The organism is Pseudomonas salmasensis (assembly GCF_014268375.2).
Lineage (GTDB): Bacteria > Pseudomonadota > Gammaproteobacteria > Pseudomonadales > Pseudomonadaceae > Aquipseudomonas > Aquipseudomonas salmasensis.
Genome location: NZ_CP077083.1, coordinates 2,109,913 through 2,133,907 on the forward strand (window position 1 = coordinate 2,109,913; position 23,995 = coordinate 2,133,907).

Annotated in this window: 23 protein-coding genes and 1 pseudogene; 10 read left to right on the forward strand and 14 right to left on the reverse strand. The window is 60.1% G+C overall.

What is annotated here, in order from left to right; translation table 11 throughout:
• The first annotated feature begins 43 nt into the window (after positions 1–43).
• Both HU731_RS09305 and HU731_RS09310 read left to right on the forward strand, forming a co-directional pair.
• Entirely contained in the window at positions 44–988 is a 945-nt protein-coding gene (locus HU731_RS09305) for an alpha/beta hydrolase (protein WP_186608620.1), read from the forward strand.
• A gap of 56 nt (positions 989–1,044) precedes the next feature.
• Complete coding sequence (locus tag HU731_RS09310; protein ID WP_003193747.1) at positions 1,045–1,515, forward strand: MaoC family dehydratase; 471 nt, start codon at positions 1,045–1,047, stop codon at positions 1,513–1,515.
• A 136-nt stretch (positions 1,516–1,651) separates the two neighbouring features.
• On the opposite strand, the gene HU731_RS09315 is transcribed toward HU731_RS09310, so the two are convergent.
• Complete coding sequence (locus tag HU731_RS09315; protein WP_014719659.1) at positions 1,652–2,119, reverse strand: ferritin-like domain-containing protein; 468 nt, start codon at positions 2,117–2,119, stop codon at positions 1,652–1,654.
• A gap of 204 nt (positions 2,120–2,323) precedes the next feature.
• Here HU731_RS09315 and HU731_RS09320 point away from each other — a divergent pair, with 204 nt between their 5' ends.
• On the forward strand, positions 2,324–2,560 hold the full coding sequence (locus HU731_RS09320) for a DUF3820 family protein (protein WP_008056784.1): 237 nt from the start codon (positions 2,324–2,326) through the stop codon (positions 2,558–2,560).
• A gap of 11 nt (positions 2,561–2,571) precedes the next feature.
• Positions 2,572–2,697, forward strand: a pseudogene (locus HU731_RS09325) (aminotransferase class V-fold PLP-dependent enzyme); the annotation flags it as partial.
• A 328-nt stretch (positions 2,698–3,025) separates the two neighbouring features.
• Here the strand turns inward: HU731_RS09325 and HU731_RS09330 are convergent.
• The 3 genes from HU731_RS09330 to zwf are packed head-to-tail and all read right to left on the reverse strand — an operon-like array spanning position 3,026 to position 5,875.
• Positions 3,026–3,691, reverse strand: a complete 666-nt coding sequence (locus HU731_RS09330; protein WP_026067364.1) for a bifunctional 4-hydroxy-2-oxoglutarate aldolase/2-dehydro-3-deoxy-phosphogluconate aldolase — start codon at positions 3,689–3,691, stop codon at positions 3,026–3,028.
• A 17-nt stretch (positions 3,692–3,708) separates the two neighbouring features.
• Positions 3,709–4,422 carry a 6-phosphogluconolactonase gene (pgl, locus tag HU731_RS09335; protein WP_186608621.1) on the reverse strand — a complete coding sequence of 238 codons (714 nt, stop codon included), beginning with the start codon at positions 4,420–4,422 and terminating at the stop codon, positions 3,709–3,711.
• On the reverse strand, positions 4,409–5,875 hold the full coding sequence (zwf, locus tag HU731_RS09340; protein ID WP_044267731.1) for a glucose-6-phosphate dehydrogenase: 1,467 nt from the start codon (positions 5,873–5,875) through the stop codon (positions 4,409–4,411). Before zwf ends, pgl begins: the two co-directional genes overlap by 14 nt.
• Positions 5,876–6,095: 220 nt before the next feature.
• Between zwf and HU731_RS09345 the strand changes: the two genes are divergently transcribed.
• Entirely contained in the window at positions 6,096–6,956 is an 861-nt protein-coding gene (locus tag HU731_RS09345) for a MurR/RpiR family transcriptional regulator (RefSeq protein WP_169856377.1), read from the forward strand.
• Between the two features lie 113 nt (positions 6,957–7,069).
• On the opposite strand, the gene HU731_RS09350 is transcribed toward HU731_RS09345, so the two are convergent.
• The 10 genes from HU731_RS09350 to HU731_RS09395 form a co-directional block, all read right to left on the reverse strand.
• Positions 7,070–7,915: a D-hexose-6-phosphate mutarotase gene (locus HU731_RS09350; RefSeq protein WP_047711647.1), complete on the reverse strand. Its 846-nt coding sequence runs from the start codon at positions 7,913–7,915 to the stop codon at positions 7,070–7,072.
• A 98-nt stretch (positions 7,916–8,013) separates the two neighbouring features.
• Complete coding sequence (locus tag HU731_RS09355) at positions 8,014–9,363, reverse strand: carbohydrate porin (protein WP_186608622.1); 1,350 nt, start codon at positions 9,361–9,363, stop codon at positions 8,014–8,016.
• Between the two features lie 85 nt (positions 9,364–9,448).
• Positions 9,449–10,609, reverse strand: a complete 1,161-nt coding sequence (locus tag HU731_RS09360) for an ABC transporter ATP-binding protein (protein WP_186608623.1) — start codon at positions 10,607–10,609, stop codon at positions 9,449–9,451.
• A gap of 2 nt (positions 10,610–10,611) precedes the next feature.
• Positions 10,612–11,457, reverse strand: a complete 846-nt coding sequence (locus tag HU731_RS09365; RefSeq protein ID WP_003193763.1) for a carbohydrate ABC transporter permease — start codon at positions 11,455–11,457, stop codon at positions 10,612–10,614.
• Positions 11,450–12,358: a carbohydrate ABC transporter permease gene (locus HU731_RS09370; RefSeq protein ID WP_003193765.1), complete on the reverse strand. Its 909-nt coding sequence runs from the start codon at positions 12,356–12,358 to the stop codon at positions 11,450–11,452. The genes HU731_RS09365 and HU731_RS09370 overlap by 8 nt, the downstream gene beginning before the upstream one ends.
• A gap of 157 nt (positions 12,359–12,515) precedes the next feature.
• A complete protein-coding gene (locus HU731_RS09375) occupies positions 12,516–13,802 on the reverse strand; it encodes an ABC transporter substrate-binding protein (RefSeq protein WP_003193767.1) in 1,287 nt (428 codons plus the stop codon).
• 104 nt (positions 13,803–13,906) lie between these two features.
• Positions 13,907–15,166 carry a D-mannose isomerase gene (locus HU731_RS09380; protein WP_186608624.1) on the reverse strand — a complete coding sequence of 420 codons (1,260 nt, stop codon included), beginning with the start codon at positions 15,164–15,166 and terminating at the stop codon, positions 13,907–13,909.
• Positions 15,167–15,399: 233 nt separating this feature from the next.
• Positions 15,400–16,224, reverse strand: a complete 825-nt coding sequence (locus HU731_RS09385) for a coiled-coil domain-containing protein (protein ID WP_186608625.1) — start codon at positions 16,222–16,224, stop codon at positions 15,400–15,402.
• Between the two features lie 127 nt (positions 16,225–16,351).
• The gene (locus tag HU731_RS09390) at positions 16,352–17,350 is read right to left on the reverse strand and encodes an NAD-dependent epimerase/dehydratase family protein (protein ID WP_186608626.1); all 999 of its coding nucleotides are present in this window, start codon (positions 17,348–17,350) and stop codon (positions 16,352–16,354) included.
• A gap of 52 nt (positions 17,351–17,402) precedes the next feature.
• Positions 17,403–18,296 carry a LysR family transcriptional regulator ArgP gene (locus HU731_RS09395; RefSeq protein WP_047711650.1) on the reverse strand — a complete coding sequence of 298 codons (894 nt, stop codon included), beginning with the start codon at positions 18,294–18,296 and terminating at the stop codon, positions 17,403–17,405.
• A 100-nt stretch (positions 18,297–18,396) separates the two neighbouring features.
• Here HU731_RS09395 and HU731_RS09400 point away from each other — a divergent pair, with 100 nt between their 5' ends.
• The 5 genes from HU731_RS09400 (at position 18,397) to HU731_RS09420 (ending at position 23,877) form a co-directional block, all read left to right on the forward strand.
• The gene (locus tag HU731_RS09400; RefSeq protein WP_032895568.1) at positions 18,397–18,996 is read left to right on the forward strand and encodes a LysE/ArgO family amino acid transporter; all 600 of its coding nucleotides are present in this window, start codon (positions 18,397–18,399) and stop codon (positions 18,994–18,996) included.
• 178 nt (positions 18,997–19,174) lie between these two features.
• Positions 19,175–19,771 (forward strand): superoxide dismutase, encoded by a 597-nt coding sequence (locus tag HU731_RS09405; protein ID WP_186608627.1) that lies wholly within the window; start codon positions 19,175–19,177, stop codon positions 19,769–19,771.
• A 150-nt stretch (positions 19,772–19,921) separates the two neighbouring features.
• On the forward strand, positions 19,922–20,131 hold the full coding sequence (locus HU731_RS09410; protein WP_186608628.1) for a hypothetical protein: 210 nt from the start codon (positions 19,922–19,924) through the stop codon (positions 20,129–20,131).
• 230 nt (positions 20,132–20,361) lie between these two features.
• A complete protein-coding gene (locus tag HU731_RS09415) occupies positions 20,362–22,413 on the forward strand; it encodes a putative bifunctional diguanylate cyclase/phosphodiesterase (RefSeq protein WP_044267757.1) in 2,052 nt (683 codons plus the stop codon).
• A 126-nt stretch (positions 22,414–22,539) separates the two neighbouring features.
• Positions 22,540–23,877, forward strand: coding sequence for an imelysin family protein (locus HU731_RS09420; RefSeq protein ID WP_032895564.1), 1,338 nt, complete (start codon positions 22,540–22,542; stop codon positions 23,875–23,877).
• The last annotated feature ends 118 nt before the right edge of the window (positions 23,878–23,995 follow it).

Here is a 23,995-nt window from a genome sequence, read left to right on the forward strand (position 1 = left end):
GATGAGCTATACAATGCAACCACCCTGAGCAAAGGAAGCCGCCATGAACCACAGCACCTTATGGCTGACCGCGAACGACCACACCCGTCTGTACGTCAACCAATGGCTGCCCGACGGCCCGCCCAGGGCCGTGGTGATGCTCTCCCATGGCATGGCCGAGCACGGCGGCCGCTATGCGCGCCTGGCACAGGCATTGTGTGCGGCAGGCCTGGGCGTGTATGCACTGGACCAGCGTGGGCATGGCCGTACCGCAGAGGCCGGCACCGTTGGGCTGTATGCTGAGACGGATGGCTGGAACAAAGTGGTGGGCGACCTGGCCAGCCTCAATCAGCACATCGGCCAACAGCATCCCGGGCTGCCGATCATCCTGCTGGGCCACAGCATGGGCAGCTATATCTCCCAGGCGTATTTGCTGCATCACAGCGCCAGCTTGCATGGCGCAATACTCAGCGGTTCGAATTTCCAGCCGGTGGCCCTCTACCGTGCAGCGCAAATCATTGCGCGCATCGAGCGAGCACGCCAAGGCCTTCGAGGACGCAGTGCGTTGATCGACTTCCTGTCGTTCGGCTCATTCAACAAAGCCTTCAAACCCAATCGCACCGCCTTTGACTGGCTCAGCCGCGACCCGGTTGAAGTGGACAAGTACATCAACGACCCACTCTGTGGCTTTCGTTGCACCAATCAACTGTGGATCGACCTGCTGGGCGGCTTGCAGCAGATCAGCAAAGTCTCCAACCTGGCGCAGATCGATCCTGGCCTGCCGGTCCTGGTGATGGGCGGCGATTGTGATCCGGTGAGTGAAGGCAAGCGTCTCAAGAACCTGGCCCACGCCCTGCGTGAAGCCGGTTGCCAGGACGTGCAATTGACGCTCTACCCGCAGGCGCGCCATGAGGTGTTCAACGAAACCAACCGCGATGAAGTCACCGCCGACCTGCTGGCCTGGCTCGACCAGGCGCTGGCGTTGCGCAGGCCCGCCCGCTGCGAATAGTTTTTGCTTTAAAATCAGCCGATTAATTACCGTTAAGCCACAGGATGCACCTTCAGATGACCCAGGTAACCAACACCCCGTACGAAGCGCTTGAAGTGGGCCAGACTGCCAGCTTCAGCAAAACCGTCGAAGAGCGCGATATCCAGCTGTTCGCCGCCATGTCGGGTGACCACAACCCGGTGCACCTGGACGCCGAATACGCCAAGGCGACCATGTTCAAGGAGCGCATCGCCCACGGCATGTTCAGCGGTGCGCTGATCAGCGCCGCGGTGGCCTGCGAGCTGCCTGGGCCGGGCACGATTTACATTGGCCAGCAGATGACCTTCCAGAAACCGGTGAAGATCGGCGACACCCTGACCGTGCGCTTGGAAATCCTCGAGAAACTGCCGAAGTTTCGCGTGCGCATTGCCACTCGGGTGTTCAACCAGCGCGATGAGTTGGTGGTAGATGGCGAGGCAGAGATTCTGGCACCGCGTAAGCAGCAAGTCGTGACCTTGACCGAGTTGCCGCCGATCAGCATCGGCTGATCTGAATTCCAGCCTCTGCATTAAACAAATGTGGGAGCGGGCTTGCTCGCGAATGCGGTGGATCAGTCAATACAACAGTAACTGATCCACCGCTTTCGCGAGCAAGCCCGCTCCCACACTAGGTCCAGCGTATGGCTTACGACTGAGCGCGAGCCTGGTTACGCAGGGCTTTTACCTGGTCGTGGTTACGCTGTACGCCGTGGTACTGACGCTCAACCAAATCACGAATGCCCACTAGGTTGTGCTTGTTGATCTTCTCGATCGCTTCACGGTAAGCCTTCAATGCGTGGTCTTCACCGCGCTCGGCTTCGTTCAATACCGCCTCTTCGTCCTTGCCAGTGACCATCGACTTCACGTCGACCCAGCCACGGTGCAGGGCGCCGGCCATGCTGCCGGAATCTTCAGGATCGCCACCCAAGGCACGCACAGCCGTTTTCAGTTCAGCGGCGGCTGTCGCGCAATCAGCGGAGCGCTTGGCAAACAGTGCCTTGAGTTCTGGATGCTTGATGTCTTCAGCGCATTCCTTGAAACCCTTTTGGCCGTCGATGCTGGTCTCGATCAGGTCGTTGAGTACGGAGATCGATTCTTTGTTGATATCAGTCATTTTTCAATTCCTTGTACGGGTTAGAAGGTTGCCTTGGTTATTGCAGCGCCCGTGCCAGGTTTTAAAAAATAATTTTTATGTTTATTTTCAATAGCTTACGAATTATTGAACCATCTGTATCTTGGTTATTTGCATGATCTGTCATTTGGCCTTCATGCAGAATGCCTGTATTTTCGAAAGCCTGGCCTCAACCCTGCGACGCTCATGAATCCCGAAAAACTCGAACTGCTGATCACCCGCCAAATGCCCTTCGGCAAATACAAGGGCCGGATCATTGCCGACCTGCCTGGGCCCTACCTGAATTGGTTCGCCCGTGAAGGTTTCCCCCACGGCGAACTAGGCGGTTTGCTGGCCTTGATGCAGGAAATCGACCACAACGGCCTGTCCGAATTGCTCGAACCGCTGCGCGCCAAACACGGTAAACCTGCCCCCCGCCACTAAAGAGATTCGCCATGCCAAGGAATGCTGAGAACGAACCGCACTGGCACACCCTCGCCCAGCGCTATGAGTGCGAACCCGGCCCGATCAACCTGGAAAACGGCTACTTCGGGCGCATGAGTCGGGCGGTGCAGGCCCAATTGAAGTGCTGACTCCGGATGACCCGCGACTGTATTGCGATTGCGGGATCACCGCCTTCAAGCTCAGACGCCGGGGCTGGTGACGTCGGCGGCGGACATCAATGCGCTGGCCCACGCAATCACCCAACTAAACACCGATTAAAACTGTAGGAGCGAGCTTGCTCGCGAAAAACGTCAACGATAACGTGTGCTTCCTGAATAAACACAGCGCCTGTGCGTTTTTCGCGAGCAAGCTCGCTCCTACAGGAATTACGGGCAAAAAAAAGCGGCACACCGACCAAGTGCGCCGCAAAAATGCCGTTAAGCACAGCAACAACGATTCTATAAATCAGTCCAGCAGCGCCAGCGCCTGGGCAGTGACTTCCTGGATACGCGCCCAGTCGCCGTTCTTGACCCACTCCGGATCCAGCATCCAGCTGCCGCCCACGCACATCACGTTTTTCAATGCCATGTAGCTCTTGATGTTGGCCGGGCCAACGCCGCCAGTCGGGCAGAATTTCACTTCGCCGAACGGGCCGCCAAGGGCCTTGATGGCCGCAACGCCACCGCTGACTTCAGCCGGGAACAGTTTGAAGCGGCGATAACCCAGGCCGTAGCCTTCCATGATGCCGGAGGCATTGCTGATGCCCGGCAGCAGCGGGATCGGGCTGTGCACCGAGGCTTCCAGCAAGTCACGGGTGATGCCGGGGGTGACGATAAATTGCGAGCCTGCCACTTCTGCCGCTTCGAGCATGTGACGATCAAGCACGGTACCGGCACCGGTGCACAGCTCAGGACGTTGCTCGCGCAAGACCTGAATGGCCTTGAGGCCGAACTCGGAACGCAGGGTCACTTCCAGCGCGGTCAAACCGCCGGCTGCCAGGGCGTCGGCCAACGGCAGGATGTCCTGCTCGCGGGCAATGGTGATCACCGGCAGGATCCGCGCCTTGGCGCAGAGGCTGTCGATCAAGGCAACTTTATCCGCCATGGACACGGTCGGTTGAGGGCTTTTCATAGCGGCTGATCCTTGGCTCATGGGCACCAGTAAATCTCTAAAGTAGGTTGCAAAAACGCGCGAATCGGCATGGCGGCAACATCGTCGCTGGCCAGGGCGGCGCTCAAGGTCGTCAATTTCGAACTGCCGGAAATCGACAGCACGGTGTAGTTGGCCGTGGCCAGCAACGCACGACTCATGGTCAGGCGCTGGTGCGGCACAGTGGGCGCCAGCATCGGCCAGCAACGGCGGGTACCGTCGGCCTTCAGCGCTTCACTCAGGTTGGGGCTATTGGGGAACAGCGATGCGGTGTGGCCGTCATCGCCCATGCCCAGCACCAGCACATCAATGGCTGGCAACTCGCCCAGCAGGCGATCGGCCTGCTCGGCAGCGTCTTCAAGGTTGGCGGCAGGGCTGTACAGGCTCAAGAACTTCGCCTTGGCCGCCGGGCCTTGCAGCAAGTGTTGCTTCAACAGGCCAGCATTGCTGTCGGCGTGTTCGACCGGCACCCAGCGCTCATCGGCCAGGGTGATGGTGACCTTGGACCAGTCCAGGCCCTGCTTGGCCAGGTTCTGGAAAAACGCCACGGGGCTGCGGCCACCGGACACCACCAACGTCGCCTCGCCCCGGGCACTGATGCCCCCGCGCAGTTGCTCGGCCACGTCATTGGCCAGGCCATCGGCCAGCAGCGCAGGCGTACGGTACTCATGGGCAGTGACACCCTGAGGCAGTTTCAATTCAGATATCGCCATACCACGACCTCCCATCCCGCGTGATCAGTGCAATGGAGCTCATCGGCCCCCAGGACCCCGCGGCATACGGCTTGGGCGCATCACCGGATTTTTTCCACCCGGCGATCAACTGGTCACACCACTTCCACGCGGCTTCGATTTCATCTTTGCGAACAAACAGGTTCTGATTGCCGCGCATCACTTCCAGCAACAATCGCTCGTAGGCATCGGGGATGCGTGCGCTGCGATAGGTATCGGAAAAATTCAGTTGCAGTGGCCCGCTGCGCAGTTGCATGCCTTTGTCCAGGCCCTGCTCCTTGGTCATCACACGCAAGGAAATACCTTCGTCCGGCTGCAGGCGGATGATCAGCTTGTTGCTGATCTGCAGGCGCTGCTCGGGGGCGAAGATATAGTGGGACGGTTCCTTGAAGTGGATGACAATCTGCGACAGCTTTTGCGGCATACGCTTGCCGGTACGCAGGTAGAACGGTACGCCGGCCCAGCGCCAGTTACGAATATCAGCACGCAGGGCAACGAACGTCTCGGTGTCGCTCTGGGTGTTGGAGTTGTCTTCTTCCAGGTAACCCGGCACGGCTTTACCGGCGCTGTAGCCGGCGATGTACTGGCCACGCACCACTTGGGTAGTCAGGCCCTCAGGGCTGATCGGCGCCAGGGCCTTGAGCACCTTGACCTTCTCGTCACGGATGCTGTCGGCGGACAGGTCGGCCGGCGGGTCCATGGCAATCAGGCAAAGCAGTTGCAACAGGTGGTTCTGGATCATGTCGCGCAGCTGGCCGGCCTTGTCGAAATAGCCCCAACGGCCTTCGATGCCAACCTGCTCGGCCACGGTGATTTCCACGTGGGAAATGTAGTTCTGGTTCCACTGGGTTTCGAACAGGCTGTTGGCGAAACGCAGGGCGATCAGGTTCTGCACCGTCTCTTTGCCCAGGTAGTGGTCGATGCGGTAGGTGCGGTTTTCCGGGAAAAACTGCGCCACGGCGTCGTTGACCTTGCGCGACGACTCCAGGTCCGAACCGATGGGTTTTTCCAGCACCACGCGGGTATTTTCCGCCAGGCCGACCTTGGACAGGTTTTCGCAGATCGCGCCGTACACCGCCGCCGGGGTGGCGAAGTAGGCAATCAGGCGTTGATCGCTGCCGGCCTTTTCGGCCAGGGCGACGTAGTCGTCGGCTTTCATAAAGTCGACATGCACATAAGCCAGGCGTGCGAGGAAACGCTGGGCCACGGCTTCGTCGAGTTCCTTGCCGACGTATTTACGCAATTCTTTTTCGATATGGGCCAGGTGTTGCTGCTCGGAGCCGGCTTCACGGGCCAGGGCCAGGATGCGTGTGTCGTCGTGCAGCAACCCGGCGCCATCGAGTTGATAAAGGGCAGGAAATAACTTGCGCAGCGCCAGATCACCCAAGGCGCCAAACAGGGCAAAGGTGCAGGGTTCCACGGTTATCGAAGGCATGATGTTTGTTCTTTTATCAAGTTAAGCTACAAATACCTTTTTTCAAGGCATCACTCAAGGAAAAATGTAGTAATAACCACAACATTTTCCGCAAATACGCATTGCGAGTGGTGGTGTTCAGCTACCCTCAGTAGGATAGGCCACCGCGAAAAGCCACTCATCGATTGGTTACCGCCTTTTTATTTGCATCGTCGCCCGAAGGAAAGACTGAATGGACCGCGTGCGAAATCTTCTGGAACAGATCCGGAACCGCCTCGAAGAATTGAACAAGGCCGAGCGCAAAGTCGCTGAAGTGATCCTGCTCAACCCGCAGCAGGCCACACGCTTCTCGATCGCCGCCCTCGCCCAGGCCGCCTCGGTCAGTGAACCGACGGTCAACCGTTTCTGCCGTTCGTTCGGTGTCAGCGGTTACCCTGAACTTAAATTGCAGTTGGCGCAAAGCCTGGCCAGTGGCGCCGCGTATGTCAGCCGCGCCGTGGAGGCCGATGATAACCCCGAGGCCTACACCCAGAAGATCTTTGGCAGCGCCATTGCCTCCCTGGACAGTGCGTGCCAGGCCCTGGACCCGGCGCTGATCAGCAAGGCCGTGGACTTGTTGATCCAGGCGCGGCAAATCCACTTCTTTGGCCTCGGCGCTTCAGCCCCGGTGGCCATGGATGCGTTGCACAAGTTCTTCCGCTTCAACCTGGCGGTGACCGCCCACGCCGACGTGCTGATGCAACGCATGATCGCCTCGGTGGCGCACACCGGTGAGTTGTTCGTGATTATTTCCTACACCGGCCGTACCCGCGAGCTGGTGGAAGTGGCGCGTATTGCTCGGGAAAACGGTGCGTCAGTGCTGGGCGTCACCGCCGAGAACTCGCCGCTGGCCAAGGCCAGTACGGTAAGCCTGAACATCCCGTTGCCGGAAGACACCGATATCTACATGCCGATGACTTCTCGGATCATCCAGTTGACCGTGCTGGATGTGCTGGCGACCGGCATGACCTTGCGTCGTGGGGTGGATTTCCAGCCGCATTTGCGCAAGATCAAAGAGAGCTTGAATGACAGCCGGTATCCGGTGGGGGATGAGTTCAACTAGCAGGCAGCCCTGCCAGCAGTACCGGCCTTATCGCAGGCAAGCCAGCTCCCACATTTGGAATGCATTCCCCTGTGGGAGCTGGCTTGCCTGCGATAGCGCCATCAGCCACACCGCTAAGCTCCAGCCCGCGCCTGCAAACTCAAATGCGCCCTCTCCCCCGGCGCCAGGCTCGCCGCCGCCATCGCCGCCTCTACGCACACAAACCCCGACGCTTCGTTAAAGCTCACACCCAATAACGGCCGGCTCCCCGGGTGCCACACCACGGTGTCGGCAGTGTCGCCCGTGTCGATGCACAGTTCGCGCTGCCAGGCGTGGTCCTTGAGCTGCAATTCACCCTCATGCTGGAACACCCGCTGGCACCCACCATCGACCCGCAGCTCGCCTTCCTGCTGGCAAACCTGGCGATTGAGCTGGTCATAACCTTGCGCCCCTTCGAGCCCAGACAGCGCTACCTCATCAACGTGACCAATACGCCAGTAAGCGTGCAATGCATGGCTCAACTGGCACGGCAGCTCGTCGTGATGCTCGGTGCTCAGGCGCAGTTCCAGGGTGTCGCCCAGGTGCGCGTGCAAGTCCACCTGCCAGTCGCACAGTTGCAATTGCCAGTGCAGGCGCACGCCGTCGTCATCGGTGCTGCTGTCGAGCAGTTTCCAGTCGATCAAGCGGGCCCAACCGTGGGAAGGCCAGGCATTTTCGCTGGGGTGGCGGCCATACCACGGCCAGCACACCGGCACGCCGCCACGAATGGCGCCGACCTGCGGCCACTTGGCCGCGCACCACAGCCAGGGCTTCTGGCCGGTGGGCTGAAAATGCAACAGTTGCGCGCCCTGGCGACTGAACACCGCCTGGCACAGCGGATGGTCGATCACCAACACATCGCGCATCTGAAAGCGCTCCCAGGCGAACACCGGACGCTCGCGCAGGGATTTGAAAAAGCGTTGCAGCGGTTGCTCGTGCATGTGCCCAGGTCCCGAATATCACAGTGCCACGCAAAAAAAAGCGGATAGCCATGGCTACCCGCAAATGCGCACAGAGAGAGGAGCTTATCGCAACAGCGTTAGAACGTAGACTGAATTTTCAGGCCAGCGACCAAGGCGTTGTCGACTTCATCCACGCCACCTGGGTGGGTGATGTATTGCAGGTTAGGGCGTACGGTCAGCCAGTTGGTGACATGGAAGCCGTAGTTGATTTCGTAGTTGTACTCAGTGCCTTGCAGCGGCATATAGCCGGCTTGGCTGTAGTCAGTGAAACCACCGGCCGCGTTACGCAGCTCTGCGGTTTTCTTCACGTCATCGTTGACATGGATACGGGCAAAGCCAATGCCGATGTCATCTTTTGGACGCGCATCGAACGGGCCTTTGTACACAAACATCAGCGACTGATAGTTGTCGATGAAGTTGGTGTCCTTGTCGTGGAAGGTGACGTTAGCTGCAACGTTCAGACCACGGGAGGCATCCCCGTTATGGGTAGTGAGTTGCTGTTGCACCACGCCCCAGTAGCCGCTCTTGCTGTTGCGAACGCGCAAGGCATCGCCGGTGGCACCAGCATCGCCGCCGTTGACGTCTTCACGGACATCATCGGCGTCAGCCGTGCTCTTGTAATAACCCACACGATATTCGCCCGGCAGGCCATTGACCTTCGGCGACCAGACCAATTCAACCGGCAACACGGTCCCCTTGGTGCCGCTACCGCTGAGCTTGAAGCCGTTGCCCATTTCGGTTTGCGACGGGTTCTGGTTGTACGCGCCAATTTGCGCATACAGCTCAGGGCTGATGTGGTATTTCACGCGCAAAGCGGCTTGGCTGACTGGCCAGTTGTACCAGATGTTGGTGGCCCAGTTACCCACTTGGGAACCACAGAACGCCAGGTTCTGGAATTCGCACGGGAAGGTGTTGAAGTCTTCGCCTTCACCGAAGTAACCGGCTTTGACGTCCAGCTTGCCATCGAGGAACTGGTGCTGGATCCACAGCTGGGTCAGACGCACCATATGGCCACGGCCATACACTTCTTGCGACGAACTCAAGGTGCCGGCACGCGGATCGCCAATGCGGTCATTGGAGATATTTTCGCCATTACGATTGGTCAACTGGATCTTGGCCTGGGTGTTATCCCAGCCCCACAGTTTTTGCAGGTCCAGCGCCACGCCCAGACCGAACTGGTCGGAGTAACGGCCGGTCTTGTCGTCGTTGTAGCCGCCGTGGGCGTTGTAGCCCATCTCGCCCACGTAGTCGGCCTTGATGTCGATACCTTGCTCGATCAGCTTGGTACGCTCGCCGCCCCAATCGCCGGTCATCCACTTGGAATCGGCGCTGAATGCATCGGCCGCCATCGCATTGGCGGACAATACAAGGGCTGCTGCCGCTGACAGTTGGCAGATCAGCCGGGTGTTGTTGTGTTGCTTTTTCATCCCTACATCCTCGTCTTTATTGTTATTAAACTGTTTTTATCTAACGCGGGTTACATTTTTTAACTAAAACAATCACTTATCTTGCTTAACGGCCCTTGAACTGGGTCACATTGTCGGCATGCCCCTGTGCCGGCAATGAAGCGGCCGTGCCCAACCGTTCGCCGGTCTTGGCGTCAAACAGCAATACCTTGGCCGGGTCGAACTGCAAGGTCAGGGTCTCGCCCACTTGCGGTGCCACGTCCGGCGCCAAACGGCAGCAGACCTTGGTGTCGTTAAGCTGCACAAACACCAGGGTGTCCGGGCCGGTAGGCTCGGTCACCTGCACTTCGGCACGAATGCTCGACGAGCCGTTGCCCTCGCCCGCTGCCAGCACGATCTGCTCCGGGCGCAGGCCCAGGATCACATCGCGGTCTTCCAAACCGGCGTCATTCACGCCCAGCGGCAACTCGCAACGGGCCTGGCCGCTGTCGAGCAGCGCGACCAGACCACCGTTCTGGCGTTTTAGACGCATGGGAACGAAGTTCATCGGTGGTGAACCGATAAAGCTTGCCACAAACAGGTTGGCAGGGTCGTTGTAAATTTCCTTCGGCGTGCCGAATTGCTGGATGATCCCGTCCTTCATCACCGCCACTTTGTCGCCCAGGGTCATCGCTTCGATCTGGTCGTGGGTCACGTAGACGGTGGTGGTTTTCAGACGCTGGTGCATCAGCTTCATTTCGGTACGCATCTCGACGCGCAGCTTGGCGTCAAGGTTGGACAGTGGTTCGTCGAACAGGTAGATCTTCGGCCGACGCGCCAGGGCACGGCCCATGGCCACACGCTGTTGCTGGCCACCGGACAACTGGCCCGGCTTGCGGTTGAGCAAGTGCTCGATTTGCAGCAGCTTGGCCACGCGCGCCACTTCGGCGTCGATGTCGGCTTGCGGCATCTTGCGGATCTTGAGGCCGAACTCGATGTTCTCACGCACGCTCATGGTCGGGTACAACGCGTAGGACTGGAACACCATGGCGATGTCACGGTCCTTGGGGCTCATGCCGCTCACGTCTTGATCACCGATCATGATCGCGCCGCCAGTGATGGTCTCAAGGCCGGCGATGCAGTTCATCAGCGTGGATTTACCACAACCCGACGGACCGACCAGGATGAGGAACTCGCCTTCCTTGATCGACAGTTCGATGTTCTTCAAGGTGTCGGGCAGGCCGGCGCCATAGGTCTTGTTTACATTGCGAAGTTCAAGCGTAGCCATGATTACCCCTTGACCGCGCCGGCCGTGAGGCCGCGCACGAAATACTTGCCTGCGATCACATAGACCAGCAGGGTCGGCAGCCCGGCGATCATCGCCGCCGCCATATCCACGTTATATTCCTTGGCCCCGGTGCTGGTGTTGACCAGGTTGTTCAGCGCCACCGTGATGGGCTGGGAGTCGCCGCTGGAGAACACCACGCCGAACAGGAAGTCGTTCCAGATCTGAGTGAACTGCCAGATCAGGCAGACCATGATGATCGGCGTCGACATCGGCAGGATGATCCGACGGAAGATGGTGAAGAACCCCGCTCCGTCCAGGCGTGCCGCCTTGATCAGCGCATCCGGGATGCTCACGTAGTAGTTACGGAAGAACAGCGTGGTGAACGCCAGGCCGTAGACCACGTGGATAAACACCAGGCCGGTGGTGGTGCTGGCCAGGCCCATCTTGCCAAGGGTGAACGACGCGGGCAGCAGCACGGTCTGGAACGGCAGGAAGCAGCCGAACAGCAGCAGGCCGAAGAACAACTGCGAACCGCGGAAGCGCCAGAACGACAACACGTAGCCGTTCAAAGCGCCAATGGCGGTAGAGATCAGCACAGCGGGAACGGTGATCTTGATCGAGTTCCAGAAGTAGCCATCCACAGTGGCCCAGGCCTTGACCCAGCCGATGCCGCTGACCACGGTGGGCCAGCTCAGCAGGTTACCGGTGCTGATGTCTTCCGGGGTTTTGAAGCTGGTGAGCAGCATCACCACCAGCGGCACCAGGTACAGCAGCACCGCCAGGATCAGCACCGCGTAGATCGCGATGCGGCTCAGGCTGATGGCAGGTTTGGCGGCGAGACTAGTCATTGCGCTTGGTCCTCAGCTCGGAATACAGGTACGGCACGATGATCGCGAGGATCGCACCGAGCATCAGGATTGCACTGGCCGAGCCCATGCCCATCTGGCCACGACTGAAGGTGAACGAGTACATGAACATCGCCGGCAGGTCGGACGAGTAGCCCGGGCCGCCTGCGGTCATTGCCGCCACCAGGTCGAAGCTCTTGATCGCAATGTGCGCCAGGATCATCACCGCACTGAAGAACACCGGACGCAGGCTGGGCAGCACCACGCTCCAGTAGATGCGCGGCAGGCTCGCGCCGTCGATCTGCGCAGCACGAATGATCGACTGATCAACGCCGCGCAGGCCGGCGAGAAACATCGCCATGATAAAGCCCGAGGCTTGCCATACAGCGGCGATTACCAGGCAGTAGACCACGCGGTCCGGGTCGATCAGCCAGTCGAGACGAAAGCCTTCCCAGCCCCAGTCCCGCAGAAGTTTGTCCAGGCCCATGCCCGGGTTGAGCAGCCATTTCCAGGCGGTACCGGTGACGATCATGGAGAGCGCCATCGGGTACAGGTAAATGGTGCGGATAAAGCCTTCGCGGCGGATTTTCTGGTCGAGGAAAATCGCCAGCAACACGCCGATCACCAGGGTGATGCCGATGAACATGCCGCCGAACACGGCCAGGTTCTTGCTCGCCACCCACCAACGGTCGTTATCGAACAGCCGCTGATACTGCGCCAGGCCCGCCCATTTGTAGCTGGGCAGGAAGGTCGAGGTGGTGAACGACAGCACGAACGTCCACAGGATGTAGCCATAAAAGCCCACCAGCACGATGAACATGCTCGGCGCCAGCACCAGTTTAGGAAGCCAGCGCTGCAGCACATCGAATGGCGAGGCCTTGCTGAACACAGCAACAGAACTCATGGGAAAATCCAGTACAGGGAAAAAGGACTACAAGATGAACCGAACCCTGTAGGAGCGAGCTTGCTCGCGAAGGACTTCAACGATAACGCGTGCATACAGGATGAACGCGGTGACCTTGAGTTTTTCGCGAGCAAGCTCGCTCCTACAGATGGCTGTGTTACTTGGCCGACTTGATCGCCGCGCCAAGCTTCTTGGCCGTGTCGGCCGGGTCGGCTTTCGGGTCGTTGATGAAGTTGGTCACGACATCAAAGAACGCACCCTGCACCGCCAGGGTCGTGGCCATGTTGTGGGCCATGCTTGGCTGCAAGCCACCGGTCTTGGCGTCGGCCAAAAAGTCCTTGGCGGCGGTCTGGGCGCAGGAGTCAAAGCCGTAGGATTCCATCTTGGTCAGCATGTCGTTACGCACAGGGATCGAGCCCTTGTTGATGCTGAACACCTTCTGGAAGTTTTCACCCAGCACGACTTTGGCGATGTCCTGCTGACCCGCGGCAGTGCCTTTGTCTTTCTGCTTGAACACCGCCAGGGAGTCGATGTTGTAGGTGAAGGCTTTGTCGGTGCCCGGGAACGCTACGCACTCATAATCCTTGCCGGCGACTTTCTTGGCCGCGGTCCATTCGGACTTGGCCCAGTCACCCATGATCTGCATGCCGGCCTTGCCGTTGATGACCTTGCCAGCTTCCAGGTTCCAGTCCTGGCCCTTGCCGTCGACGTCCATGTAGGTCGCGACTTTCTTCAGCTCGGTGAGCGCCTTGACCATTTCCGGGCCGGTCAATGCGCCGTTATCCAGGTCGACCAGGGCTTTCTTGTAACCATCAGCACCCATGACCGAGAGCACCACTGCTTCGAACACGGTGCTGTCCTGCCAAGGCTGGCCGCCGTGGGCGAGCGCAATGAAGCCTGCGGCCTTGAGCTTGTCGCCGGCTGCGTAGAATTCTTCGAGGGTAGTTGGGTTCTTGGTGATGCCGGCTTTCTTGAAGACTTCCGGGTTGATCCACAGCCAGTTCACGCGGTGGATGTTCACCGGCACGGCGACGTAGTCACCGTCGTATTTCACGGTGTCGGAGACTTTCTTGTCGAGCAGCGAATCCCACTTTTCTTCTTTGGCGACGTCTTTGAGCACGTCGGTGTCGAGCAGGCCAGTAGACGCCCATTCCTGGATGTCGGGGCCTTTGATCTGGGCAACGCCTGGCGGGTTACCAGCGACCGCGCGGCTTTTGAGCACGGTCATGGCAGTGGCGCCACCGCCACCGGCTACAGCACCGTCTTTCCAGGTGAAGCCGTCTTTCTCAACTTGGGCCTTCAGGACATCCACAGCCGCTTTTTCACCGCCGGAGGTCCACCAATGCACCACTTCCACCGTACCTTTGGAGTCGGCGGCAAATGCACTGAGGGGGAACAACGAGGCAATGGAAATAGCGACGGCGAGGCGATTAATCGCGTTCATCTGAGTACCTTTTCTTGTTGTTATGCATGCAAGTCTAGAGCTTGCGCTGCACGGAGTTTAAACATGGATTTTCAGGGTGCAGGTAACAAAGGGACGCACAAATGTCACCACTTGGTGACATAGCATCCGCTGCCCAATGCACTGGCCAAGCTGGGTGCCAAGGGCAGCGCAGGCAGCACGACCGCTTGCCAGGCATGGTACAGGTCAGGTTTGCCGCCCCAGATTTTACTGCTGGGTTGGTTGTGGGGGCTGAGCTCGTGGTGCCAGCTGCCCTGGAGCCGGTCGATGAAGTGGGTTTCGCAAAACTCCCAGAAGCGTCGGTACCAGGTTTCGTAATGCAACTCGCCGGTACGTTTGAGCAGCGCCTGAGCGGCGGCGCTGGCTTCAGCATGGGTCCAGTGCAGGCGCTCGCGTACCACCGGGCGCTGGTTCCAATCCAAAGTGTAGACAAGGCCCGACGCACCATCCACCGCCCAGGCGTACTCGCAGGCACTGGCGAACAGGCCTTTGGCGTCACTCATTAGCCAGTCCGGTGTGGCCAGCTTGGCCTTGAGGCGCGCAGCTTCCAGGTGCAGCAGCAACCGCGCCCATTCAAAACCATGGCCGGGTGTGATGCCGTAAGGGCGAAAGCCATCGGCGGGGTTGTCTTGGTTGTAACCGAGCAATGGCTTCCACTGCGCGTCAAAATGCTCGATCACCATGAACTGGTTGCCGGCGGCGTGAGTATGGATCACCCGTTCGACAATGCGCAGCGCGCGGTCCAGCCAGCGTGTATCACCGCTGACATCGGCCAACGCCAGGAAGGCTTCGGTAGCGTGCATGTTGCTGTTGGCGCCACGATAGGCTTCGACGCCGCTCCAGTCCCGGGCAAAGGATTCGAGCATGACGCCCTCCTCTTCGCTCCAGAAGAACTGGTCGATGATATGGATGGCGTCGTTCATCAATGTTTGTGCACCCGGCGCGCCGGCCACTACGGCAGAGCTGGCCGCGAGGGCCACGAAGGCGTGCAGGTAGGCGGCCTTGCCGGTGTTGCCATCGGCCGCGTGGGGCGCGGCGAACCAGCCACCGTGCTCGCTGTCGCGCAGCGGGCCGCTGAGCGCCGCCACACCGTGCGCCACCAACTCGGCATAACCCGGTAACCCCATGGCATGGGCCATGGCAAAGCTGTGGGTCATGCGCGCGGTGTTCATGGTTTCGGCACGGGCGTTGGCCGGCAATTGGCCTTTATCGTCGAGGTTGCCGAAACCGTCCGGCAGGCGCGATGCCTTGGCGAACGCCAGCAGGCGCTGGCCTTCGGCGGCGAGCCAGGCGTGATGGGCAGGTGCATTCAGCCAACTGCTGGCAGGCAGTGGATGGGTGGTCATGGGTGGCCCTTATTGTTTTTTTGGGATGACCGGAGTCTAAACAAGGGCGTGGGATGGGCAAGTAACGAAAGGGAGGGTAAATGTCACCAAGTGGTGACAATCAACACCCTAATCCTAATGTAGGAGCGAGCTTGCTCGCGAAAAGCCAACAAGCGCCGCGTTTATCCAGAAAACCCGCGTGATCGTTAACGTTTTTCGCGAGCAAGCTCGCTCCTACATAGGACGATTTGCGGTCATTGGCTCAGTGGTGTGGCCGCTGCCGGCGCATTGAGACGCTGATTCAAGGTCTGCACCTGGCTCTGCAAGGTGGTGATATTGCGCGTGGTCTGGATGCGGAACACGTCGAATTCCTTGTTGGTCGGCGCGTCGATATTGGCCGGCTGGTTTTCCTGGGCGCTCTTGAGTACCAGCAGGTCCTGCTCGAGACGGGCGATGGCCGCGCTTGGGTTGCCTTGTTTCTTCAACGCTGCCACATCGGTGGCCAAGCCCTTGACCTCGGCCTGCGCTGCCGTGAGGCTGGCGACTGCGTCGGTAAGGGCCTGCACCTGGCCTTGCAGCTTGGTGTTGGCCGCTGTCAGTTCGGTGGTGCTGGCACTCATCTGCGCCAGGCGGCTGTCCAGTTCGGTGGCTTGACCCGCGACGCCCAACTGTTGCTTGCCCTGCTCCTGCAACTGGGCTTCCAGCTGCTTGATCTGCAGCTTCAAGGCTTCGCTGCCGTTGTTTACATTGGCTTCGCTGGCCACGACCTTGCCGGAAATCGCCTGCAGGCGCCCCGCCGCTTCCTCGCTGATGCGGGCAAAGCTTTCCTGGGTGGCGACCAACTGCTGGCCCATCAGGGAGATCTGCTGAAAGCTCCACCAGGCCAGGCCCGCGAAAGCGATCAACAGCGCGCCGACCAGTGCCCACAACGGGCCGGTGCTGGCGCTCTTGACCTTGACCACGGGCGTCGTTCGCGAACGCACCGAAGTCGCAGGGGTCGGCACGAAATCATCGTCATCCCCACTATCGGCCCGCAGGCTGGGAACGTTGTCGAAGTCGTCTTTAGCATCGTTACGCATGAATCTACCCTGAATCAATGAGATGGCTGGCTGCAAAGCCGAGCGGCAGGAGTATAAACCGCACTCCCGGCGCATGGATCGACTCGGAACCTGGAATTGGGTTCCCGAAGTGTTGCTGCTTATGAGCTTATTGGCGGCCCGGGTCCTGGGCTTTCCACCAGCTGCAGAACTCGTCAAGCGCGGCCCACAGGCTGACCTTGGGCTCGTAGTCGAGATAATGCCTGGCGCGGCTGATGTCGAGGGTGAAATCTTTGTTCATCACCTGCATGCCCAGGCGCGACAATGCCGGTTCCGGCCGCCCCGGCCACATCGCGCAGAAGGCTTCATTCAAGGCCGCCACGCTGTAAGACACACCGTAGGAGCGGTAACGGGTCACCTGGGGCAGCTCCATTTGCCGCATCACGTAGTTCACCACATCCCAGATCGGCACCGGTGCGCCGTTGCTGATGTTGTAGGCTTTGCCCAGCGCCGAGCCGGTGGCGAGCAAACTGCTGAGCAGCGCCTCGTTAAGGTTGTGCACACTGGTGAAGTCGACTTTGTTCAAGCCGTCGCCGACGATCGCCAGGCGGTTCTTGCGCTGCATTTTCAGCAGGCGCGGGAAGATGCTCATATCGCCGGCCCCGGTGACGAAGCGCGGGCGCAGGGCTATCACTTCCAGGCCGAATTCCTGGGCGCCGAACACCTTCTGCTCGGCCAGGTACTTGGTGGCGGCATAGGGATGTTTGAAACGCTTGGGCACTTGTTCTTCGGTGAGCCCCAGGTGGTCGCGACCGTCAAAGTAGATCGACGGCGACGACAGGTGCACCAGGCGCCCGACGCGCTGTTTCAGGCAGGCTTCGACGACGTTTTCGGTGACCAGCACGTTGTTCTGGTGAAAGTCCTGGTACTTGCCCCACAGCCCGACGGCGCCGGCGCAATGCACCACGGCTTCGACATCGCGGCACAGGTCGCGCACCAGGTCGGCGTCATTCAAGTCACCCTGGATAAACTCGGCACCGCGCCGTACCAGGTGCTCCACACCCTCGGCGCGCCGCCCGTTGACCCGCACGTCCAGGCCCTGTTCAAGGGCGAAGCGCGCAAAGCGCCCGCCAATGAAGCCGCTTGCGCCGGTGACCAGAATTTTCATGTCGTACTCCGTGTTCTTTCGTTTTTCATCGCTGTTGCCTTGACGCGCGCCATCACTCCAACGGCACCAACCAATGGCCACACACATCGGCCAGATGGTCGGTCAACAAGCCCAACAGTTGTCCGCCACTGCGCCAATGATGCCAGTACAGCGGCACATCGATGGGCTTATCTGGCAATAACTCGACCAATACGCCGGTTTCCAACTGGTCGCGCACCTGCAATTCAGGCACCAGGCCCCAGCCCAGGCCGGCTTCCGTCAGGCGGATAAAGCCTTCGGATGACGGGCATAGATGGTGTTCGAAACCACCGTCCACTCCCAGGGACGCCAGGTAGCGGTGCTGCAGGAAATCATCCGGGCCGAACACCAGCGCAGGCGTGCGCGCCAATTGGTCGGCCCGCACGCCCCCAGGAAAATGCCGCGCCAGAAAGGCCGGGCTGGCCAGCGCCCGATAACGCATGGCGCCCAGCAACAGGCTGCGGGCACCGGCCACGGGGCGCTCGCTGGCGCAAATGCAGGCCGCCACTTCACCGGCGCGCATGCGCTTGAGGCCCACGGTCTGGTCTTCGACCACCAGGTCCAGCAGCAAATGCTGTTCGGCGCAGAAGTCGCTGACCGCCTCGGCCCACCAGGTGGCGAGGCTGTCGGCATTCAGGGCAATGCGCAGGCGCTCGGGCATACCCTCCTCGTCCAGGGCCGGCACCTGGCTTTGCAGGTCACGCTCCAGCAAACGCACCTGCTGCACATGGTTGAGCAGGCGCCGGCCGATATCGGTGGGCGTTGGCGGCGAGGCGCGTATCAACACCGGCTGGCCGACGCGCGCCTCCAATAGCTTGATGCGTTGGGAGATGGCGGACTGCGACAGCCCCAACACCTGGGCACCGCGCTCAAAGCCGGCTTGTTCCACCACCGCCGCCAGGGCGGAAAGCAATTTATAGTCGAACATCAGTTTCTCTAATGAGCGATCAGCAATATTGGTTTTTCTTATACAACCTCGAGCGGCACCATAGCCAGCATCGTTTGAGCATCAACAAGGATCTCCCTCTATGTGGCAAAGCTATATGAACGGTTTGCTGGTGGCCCTCGGGCTGATCATGGCAATCGGCAGCCAAAATGCATTCGTGCTCGCGCAAAGCCTGCGCCGCGAACATCACTTACCCGTGGCGGCGCTGTGTGTGATCTGCGACGCACTGCTTGTGGCCGCTGGGGTATTCGGGTTGGCCACCGTGCTGGCGCAAAGCCCGATACTGCTGGCGGTGGCACGCTGGGGCGGCGCAGCGTTTTTGCTCTGGTACGGCGCATGCGCGCTGCGCAGGGCCTGCTCGAAACAGAGCCTGGACCAAAGCGACAGCCTCAAGACGCGCTCATTGCGCGCCGTGTTGCTGAGTGCTCTAGCGGTGACTTTGCTCAACCCCCATGTCTACCTGGACACCGTCCTGTTGATCGGTTCCCTGGGTGCGCAACAAACCGAACCCGGTGCCTACGTAGCCGGAGCAGCCAGTGCTTCGTTCCTGTGGTTCGCCACCCTGGCGCTGGGCGCGGCATGGCTGGCGCCCTGGCTGGCACGCCCGGCCACCTGGCGACTGCTGGACCTGCTGGTGGCCGCGATGATGTTCTCGGTGGCCTATCAACTGATCAGTGCCTGAGCAATATTCCAAAACGCGCTGGAACCTCTATCCCACACAGTTGTTGCGTGGTTATGCCGCACCCCCGGTGCTATGATCGGCCCCCTGCGCCGCAAAGAGTACAAACTCCCCGGCGCATGTTTGGCCGCCCGTGATCGGCCTTGCGCTCACCGCAACTGACCTGATTAGGAGAATCATCATGGCTTTCGAATTGCCGCCGCTGCCCTACGCACACGATGCCCTGCAGCCGCACATCTCCAAGGAAACCTTGGAATACCACCACGACAAGCACCACAACACCTATGTCGTGAACCTGAACAACCTGGTGCCTGGCACCGAGTTCGAAGGCAAGACCCTGGAAGAAATCGTCAAGTCTTCCTCGGGCGGCATCTTCAACAACGCCGCTCAGGTCTGGAACCACACCTTCTACTGGAACTGCCTGGCGCCAAACGCCGGCGGCCAACCAACCGGCGCACTTGGCGACGCCATCAACGCTGCGTTCGGTTCGTTCGACAAGTTCAAGGAAGAGTTCACCAAGACTTCGGTCGGCACCTTCGGTTCCGGTTGGGGCTGGCTGGTGAAAAAGGCTGACGGTTCGCTGGCCCTGGCCAGCACCATCGGCGCCGGCAACCCGCTGACCAACGGCGACACCCCGCTGCTGACCTGCGACGTCTGGGAACACGCCTACTACATCGACTACCGCAACGTGCGTCCAAAGTATGTGGAAGCGTTCTGGAACCTGGTCAACTGGAAGTTTGTGGCTGAGCAGTTCGAAGGCAAGGTCTTCACTGCCTAAGCAACGCTTGCAGTAGAAAGAGCCCGGCGACTGCCGGGCTTTTTTATGCGCGCCAGTCAGACAGCCCAGAGATACCGGAACTCAACAGTAACAATTGACCACACAAACGTCAGGAGGAATAACCCTCCTGAATCAATGTGGAGCATGACGATGGATCCTATTTCGATGGCAGCAGGGGTTGCAGGTGCAGTCCCAATGGTAGCGGGCGTTGTTGATAAAGGGCTGGACCTGGCAAACGGCGTAGTGGGCGCGGGAAACAAGATCCTGGACATGGCAAACAAAGCCCTGGACATGGCCAGTGAAGGCTCCAAGATCGGTGGGGAACAGCAAGAGCCCCAGGGCAAGATCGATTTTTCTTAAATCGTCGCCTACTCGAAGGCGGATCGCCTCCGCCTTCTCTACTGCCGGGCTTGCAGCCCCCTGCCCTTTCCTGTTTATGACAAGCCCGAACCTCAGCGGGCGCCTACCTGCTTTTATCCAGCCCCAACCTCAATTAAGCCAAGGCCCCAATGTCCCTTTGACTGCCATCACCAGATTGCCAATACTCATGGCATATTGACGGCCACCCGCATGAGACAAGGAATGCCCCTTTGAAGCTGGAACTCAAGAACAGCTTGTCGGTGAAGTTGCTACGGGTTGTGCTGCTGTCGGCCTTGATAGTGGGTGTGGCGCTGAGCGTGGCGCAGATCGTTTTTGATGCCTACAAGACGCGCCAGGCCGTGGCGGGCGATGCCCAGCGCATCCTCGACATGTTTCGCGACCCCTCGACCCAGGCCGTGTACAGCCTGGATCGCGAGATGGGCATGCAGGTGATCGAAGGTCTGTTCCAGGACGACGCTGTGCGCATGGCCTCTATCGGCCACCCCAACGAGACCATGCTGGCGGAAAAAAGCCGCCCTTTACAGCAGTCCCCCAGCCGCTGGTTGACCGACCTGATTCTGGGCCAGGAACGCTCCTTTACCACTGCGCTGGTGGGCAAGGGCCCCTACAGCGAATATTACGGCGACCTGAGCATCACCCTCGACACCGCCACCTATGGCCGAAGCTTTCTGGTCAGCTCGGTCATCATCTTTATCTCGGGGGTATTACGCGCCCTCGCCATGGGGCTGGTGCTGTACTTGGTGTATCACTGGATGCTGACCAAACCGCTGTCGCGGATGATCGAGCACCTGACCTCGATCAACCCGGACCGCCCCAGCGAGCACAAGATCCCTCAGCTCAAGGGCCACGAACGCAACGAACTGGGGCAGTGGATAAACACCGCCAACCAATTGCTCGAATCCATCGAGCGCAATACCCACCTGCGCCACGAAGCCGAATCGAGCCTGTTGCGCATGGCCCAATACGACTTCCTGACCGGCCTGCCGAACCGCCAGAAGTTGCAGGCGCAACTGGACAAGATCCTCACGGACGCTGGCCGCCGGCAACGCCGTGTCGCAGTGTTGTGCGTGGGCCTGGATGACTTCAAGAGCGTCAACGAGCAGTTCACCTACCAGGCCGGCGACAAACTGCTGCTGGCCCTGGCCGACCGCCTGCGCGCCCACAGCGGCCGCCTGGGTACGCTCGCGCGCCTGGGCGGCGACCAGTTCGCCCTGGTGCAAGCCGATATCGACCAGCCCTACGAAGCCGCCGAACTGGCGCAAAGCATTCTCGATGACCTGGAGGCTGAATTCGCCCTCGACCACGACCTGATCCGCCTGCGCGCCACCATTGGCATTACGCTGTTCCCGGAGGATGGCGACAGCACCGAGAAGTTGCTGCAAAAAGCCGAGCAGACCATGACCCTGGCCAAGAGCCGCTCGCGCAACCGTTACCAGTTTTATATCGCCAGCGTCGACAGCGAAATGCGCCGGCGCCGTGAATTGGAGAAAGACCTGCGCGATGCCCTGAGCCGCGAGCAGTTGCATCTGGTGTACCAACCGCAAATCAGCTACCGCGACCATCACGTGGTGGGCGTGGAAGCCCTGCTGCGCTGGCAACATCCCGAACACGGGCTGGTACCGCCGGACTTGTTTATCCCGCTGGCGGAACAGAACGGCACCATCATTCCCATTGGCGAATGGGTGCTGGACCAGGCGTGCCGGCAATTGCGCGAATGGCATGACCAGGGCTTCACGGCGCTGCGCATGGCCGTCAACCTGTCCACCGTGCAACTGCACCACACCGAGTTGCCGCGGGTGGTCAACAACCTGATGCAGATCTATCGCCTGCCGCCGCGCAGCCTGGAGCTGGAAGTGACCGAGACCGGCCTGATGGAAGACATCAGCACCGCCGCCCAGCACCTGCTGAGCCTGCGCCGCTCCGGGGCACTGATCGCCATTGATGACTTCGGCACCGGCTATTCCTCCTTGAGTTATCTCAAGAGCCTGCCCCTGGACAAGATCAAGATCGACAAGAGCTTCGTCCAGGACCTGCAGGACGACGACGATGACGCAACCATCGTGCGCGCCATTATCCAACTGGGCAAAAGCCTGGGCATGCAGGTGATTGCCGAAGGGGTGGAGACTGCCGAACAGGAGGCCTACGTCATCTCCGAGGGGTGCCATGAAGGGCAGGGTTATCACTACAGCAAACCGCTGCAGGCCCGGGAGTTGACGGCTTACTTGAAGCAGTCAGAGCGCAATAACGCCGTGAGTCTTTGAATTTACACTTCGATACTCAATATTTCCCGCGTATAAGCCTTTACACAAAATGCAAATCTTTCGCATTATGTCGCAGCGTTTGCGCTCCCCGCGCGCCCTATCAACAACCGAAGCAGGATGTTCGCCATGATTCGTATGCCCCTGGCCACCGCCAGTCTGCTGGCCATTGCCATTTCTCTCGCCGGTTGCGGCGAAGGTAAAGACAAGGCCGCCGCGCCCCAGGCACCCGCTGCCGCCAGCACTACCGCACCGGCGGCTGCCCCGGCTGGCCAGGTCGACGAAGCGGCCGCCAAGGCCGTGGTCGCGCACTACGCAGACATGGTGTTTGCGGTGTACAGCGATGCCGAATCCACCGCAAAAACCCTGCAGACTGCAATCGACACCTTCCTCGCCAACCCGAACGACGAAACCCTGAAAGCGGCCCGTACCGCCTGGATCGCCGCGCGCGTACCCTACCTGCAGAGCGAAGTGTTCCGCTTCGGCAACACCATCATCGACGACTGGGAAGGCCAAGTTAACGCCTGGCCCCTGGACGAAGGCCTGATCGACTACGTCGACAAGTCCTACGAGCACGCGCTGGGTAACCCAGGCGCCAACGCCAACATCATCGCCAATAACGAGATCCAGGTGGGCGAAGACAAGGTCGACGTCAAGGACATCACCCCGGAAAAACTCGCCAGCCTCAATGAGCTGGGCGGTTCCGAAGCGAACGTCGCCACCGGCTACCACGCCATCGAATTCCTGCTGTGGGGCCAGGACCTCAACGGCACCGGCCCAGGCGCGGGCAACCGCCCGGCGTCGGACTACATGACCGGTGACGGTGCAACCGGCGGCCACAACGAGCGTCGCCGTACTTACCTGCGTGCGGTCACCCAACTGCTGGTCAGCGACCTGCAGGAAATGGTCGACAACTGGAAGCCCAACGTCGAAGACAACTACCGCGCCACCCTGGAGTCGGAACCGGGCACCGACGGCCTGCGTAAAATGCTGTTCGGCATGGGCAGCCTGTCCCTGGGCGAGCTCGCCGGGGAGCGCATGAAAGTGTCCCTGGAAGCCAACTCGCCGGAAGACGAGCAAGACTGCTTCAGCGACAACACCCATTACTCGCACTTCTACGACGCCAAGGGCATCCGTAACGTCTACCTGGGCGAATACACCCGTGTTGACGGCACCAAGCTGACCGGCGCCAGCCTGTCGTCCCTGGTGGCCAAGGCCGACCCGGCAGCCGACGCGGCCCTCAAGGCTGACCTGGCGGCAACCGAAGCGAAGATCCAGGTGATGGTTGACCACGCCAACAACGGCGAGCACTACGACCAATTGATCGCCGCCGACAATGAAAAGGGCAACCAGATCGTGCGTGACTCGATCGCCGCCCTGGTCAAGCAGACCGGCTCGATCGAAGCCGCTGCCGGCAAGCTGGGCATCAGCGACCTGAACCCGGACAGCGCTGATCACGAGTTCTGATCAAGCGCAGTTGAAAGAGGCGACCCGCGGGTCGCCTTTTTCATGCGCGCAGTAACTGCTGCACCCATCCCTGTGGGAGCTGGCTTGCCTGCGATCCAGACAACTCGGTGATTCAGGC

What these genes read in the sequence shown, in the direction of transcription:
- HU731_RS09305 (WP_186608620.1), top strand. Translation starts at nt 44, where the DNA reads ATGAACCACAGCACCTTATGGCTGACCGCGAACGACCACACCCGTCTG.
- HU731_RS09310 (WP_003193747.1), top strand. Translation starts at nt 1,045, where the DNA reads ATGACCCAGGTAACCAACACCCCGTACGAAGCGCTTGAAGTGGGCCAG.
- HU731_RS09315 (WP_014719659.1), bottom strand. Translation starts at nt 2,119, where the DNA reads ATGACTGATATCAACAAAGAATCGATCTCCGTACTCAACGACCTGATC.
- HU731_RS09320 (WP_008056784.1), top strand. Translation starts at nt 2,324, where the DNA reads ATGAATCCCGAAAAACTCGAACTGCTGATCACCCGCCAAATGCCCTTC.
- HU731_RS09330 (WP_026067364.1), bottom strand. Translation starts at nt 3,691, where the DNA reads ATGAAAAGCCCTCAACCGACCGTGTCCATGGCGGATAAAGTTGCCTTG.
- pgl (WP_186608621.1), bottom strand. Translation starts at nt 4,422, where the DNA reads ATGGCGATATCTGAATTGAAACTGCCTCAGGGTGTCACTGCCCATGAG.
- zwf (WP_044267731.1), bottom strand. Translation starts at nt 5,875, where the DNA reads ATGCCTTCGATAACCGTGGAACCCTGCACCTTTGCCCTGTTTGGCGCC.
- HU731_RS09350 (WP_047711647.1), bottom strand. Translation starts at nt 7,915, where the DNA reads ATGCACGAGCAACCGCTGCAACGCTTTTTCAAATCCCTGCGCGAGCGT.
- HU731_RS09355 (WP_186608622.1), bottom strand. Translation starts at nt 9,363, where the DNA reads ATGAAAAAGCAACACAACAACACCCGGCTGATCTGCCAACTGTCAGCG.
- HU731_RS09360 (WP_186608623.1), bottom strand. Translation starts at nt 10,609, where the DNA reads ATGGCTACGCTTGAACTTCGCAATGTAAACAAGACCTATGGCGCCGGC.
- HU731_RS09365 (WP_003193763.1), bottom strand. Translation starts at nt 11,457, where the DNA reads ATGACTAGTCTCGCCGCCAAACCTGCCATCAGCCTGAGCCGCATCGCG.
- HU731_RS09370 (WP_003193765.1), bottom strand. Translation starts at nt 12,358, where the DNA reads ATGAGTTCTGTTGCTGTGTTCAGCAAGGCCTCGCCATTCGATGTGCTG.
- HU731_RS09375 (WP_003193767.1), bottom strand. Translation starts at nt 13,802, where the DNA reads ATGAACGCGATTAATCGCCTCGCCGTCGCTATTTCCATTGCCTCGTTG.
- HU731_RS09380 (WP_186608624.1), bottom strand. Translation starts at nt 15,166, where the DNA reads ATGACCACCCATCCACTGCCTGCCAGCAGTTGGCTGAATGCACCTGCC.
- HU731_RS09385 (WP_186608625.1), bottom strand. Translation starts at nt 16,224, where the DNA reads ATGCGTAACGATGCTAAAGACGACTTCGACAACGTTCCCAGCCTGCGG.
- HU731_RS09390 (WP_186608626.1), bottom strand. Translation starts at nt 17,350, where the DNA reads ATGAAAATTCTGGTCACCGGCGCAAGCGGCTTCATTGGCGGGCGCTTT.
- HU731_RS09395 (WP_047711650.1), bottom strand. Translation starts at nt 18,296, where the DNA reads ATGTTCGACTATAAATTGCTTTCCGCCCTGGCGGCGGTGGTGGAACAA.
- HU731_RS09400 (WP_032895568.1), top strand. Translation starts at nt 18,397, where the DNA reads ATGTGGCAAAGCTATATGAACGGTTTGCTGGTGGCCCTCGGGCTGATC.
- HU731_RS09405 (WP_186608627.1), top strand. Translation starts at nt 19,175, where the DNA reads ATGGCTTTCGAATTGCCGCCGCTGCCCTACGCACACGATGCCCTGCAG.
- HU731_RS09410 (WP_186608628.1), top strand. Translation starts at nt 19,922, where the DNA reads ATGGATCCTATTTCGATGGCAGCAGGGGTTGCAGGTGCAGTCCCAATG.
- HU731_RS09420 (WP_032895564.1), top strand. Translation starts at nt 22,540, where the DNA reads ATGATTCGTATGCCCCTGGCCACCGCCAGTCTGCTGGCCATTGCCATT.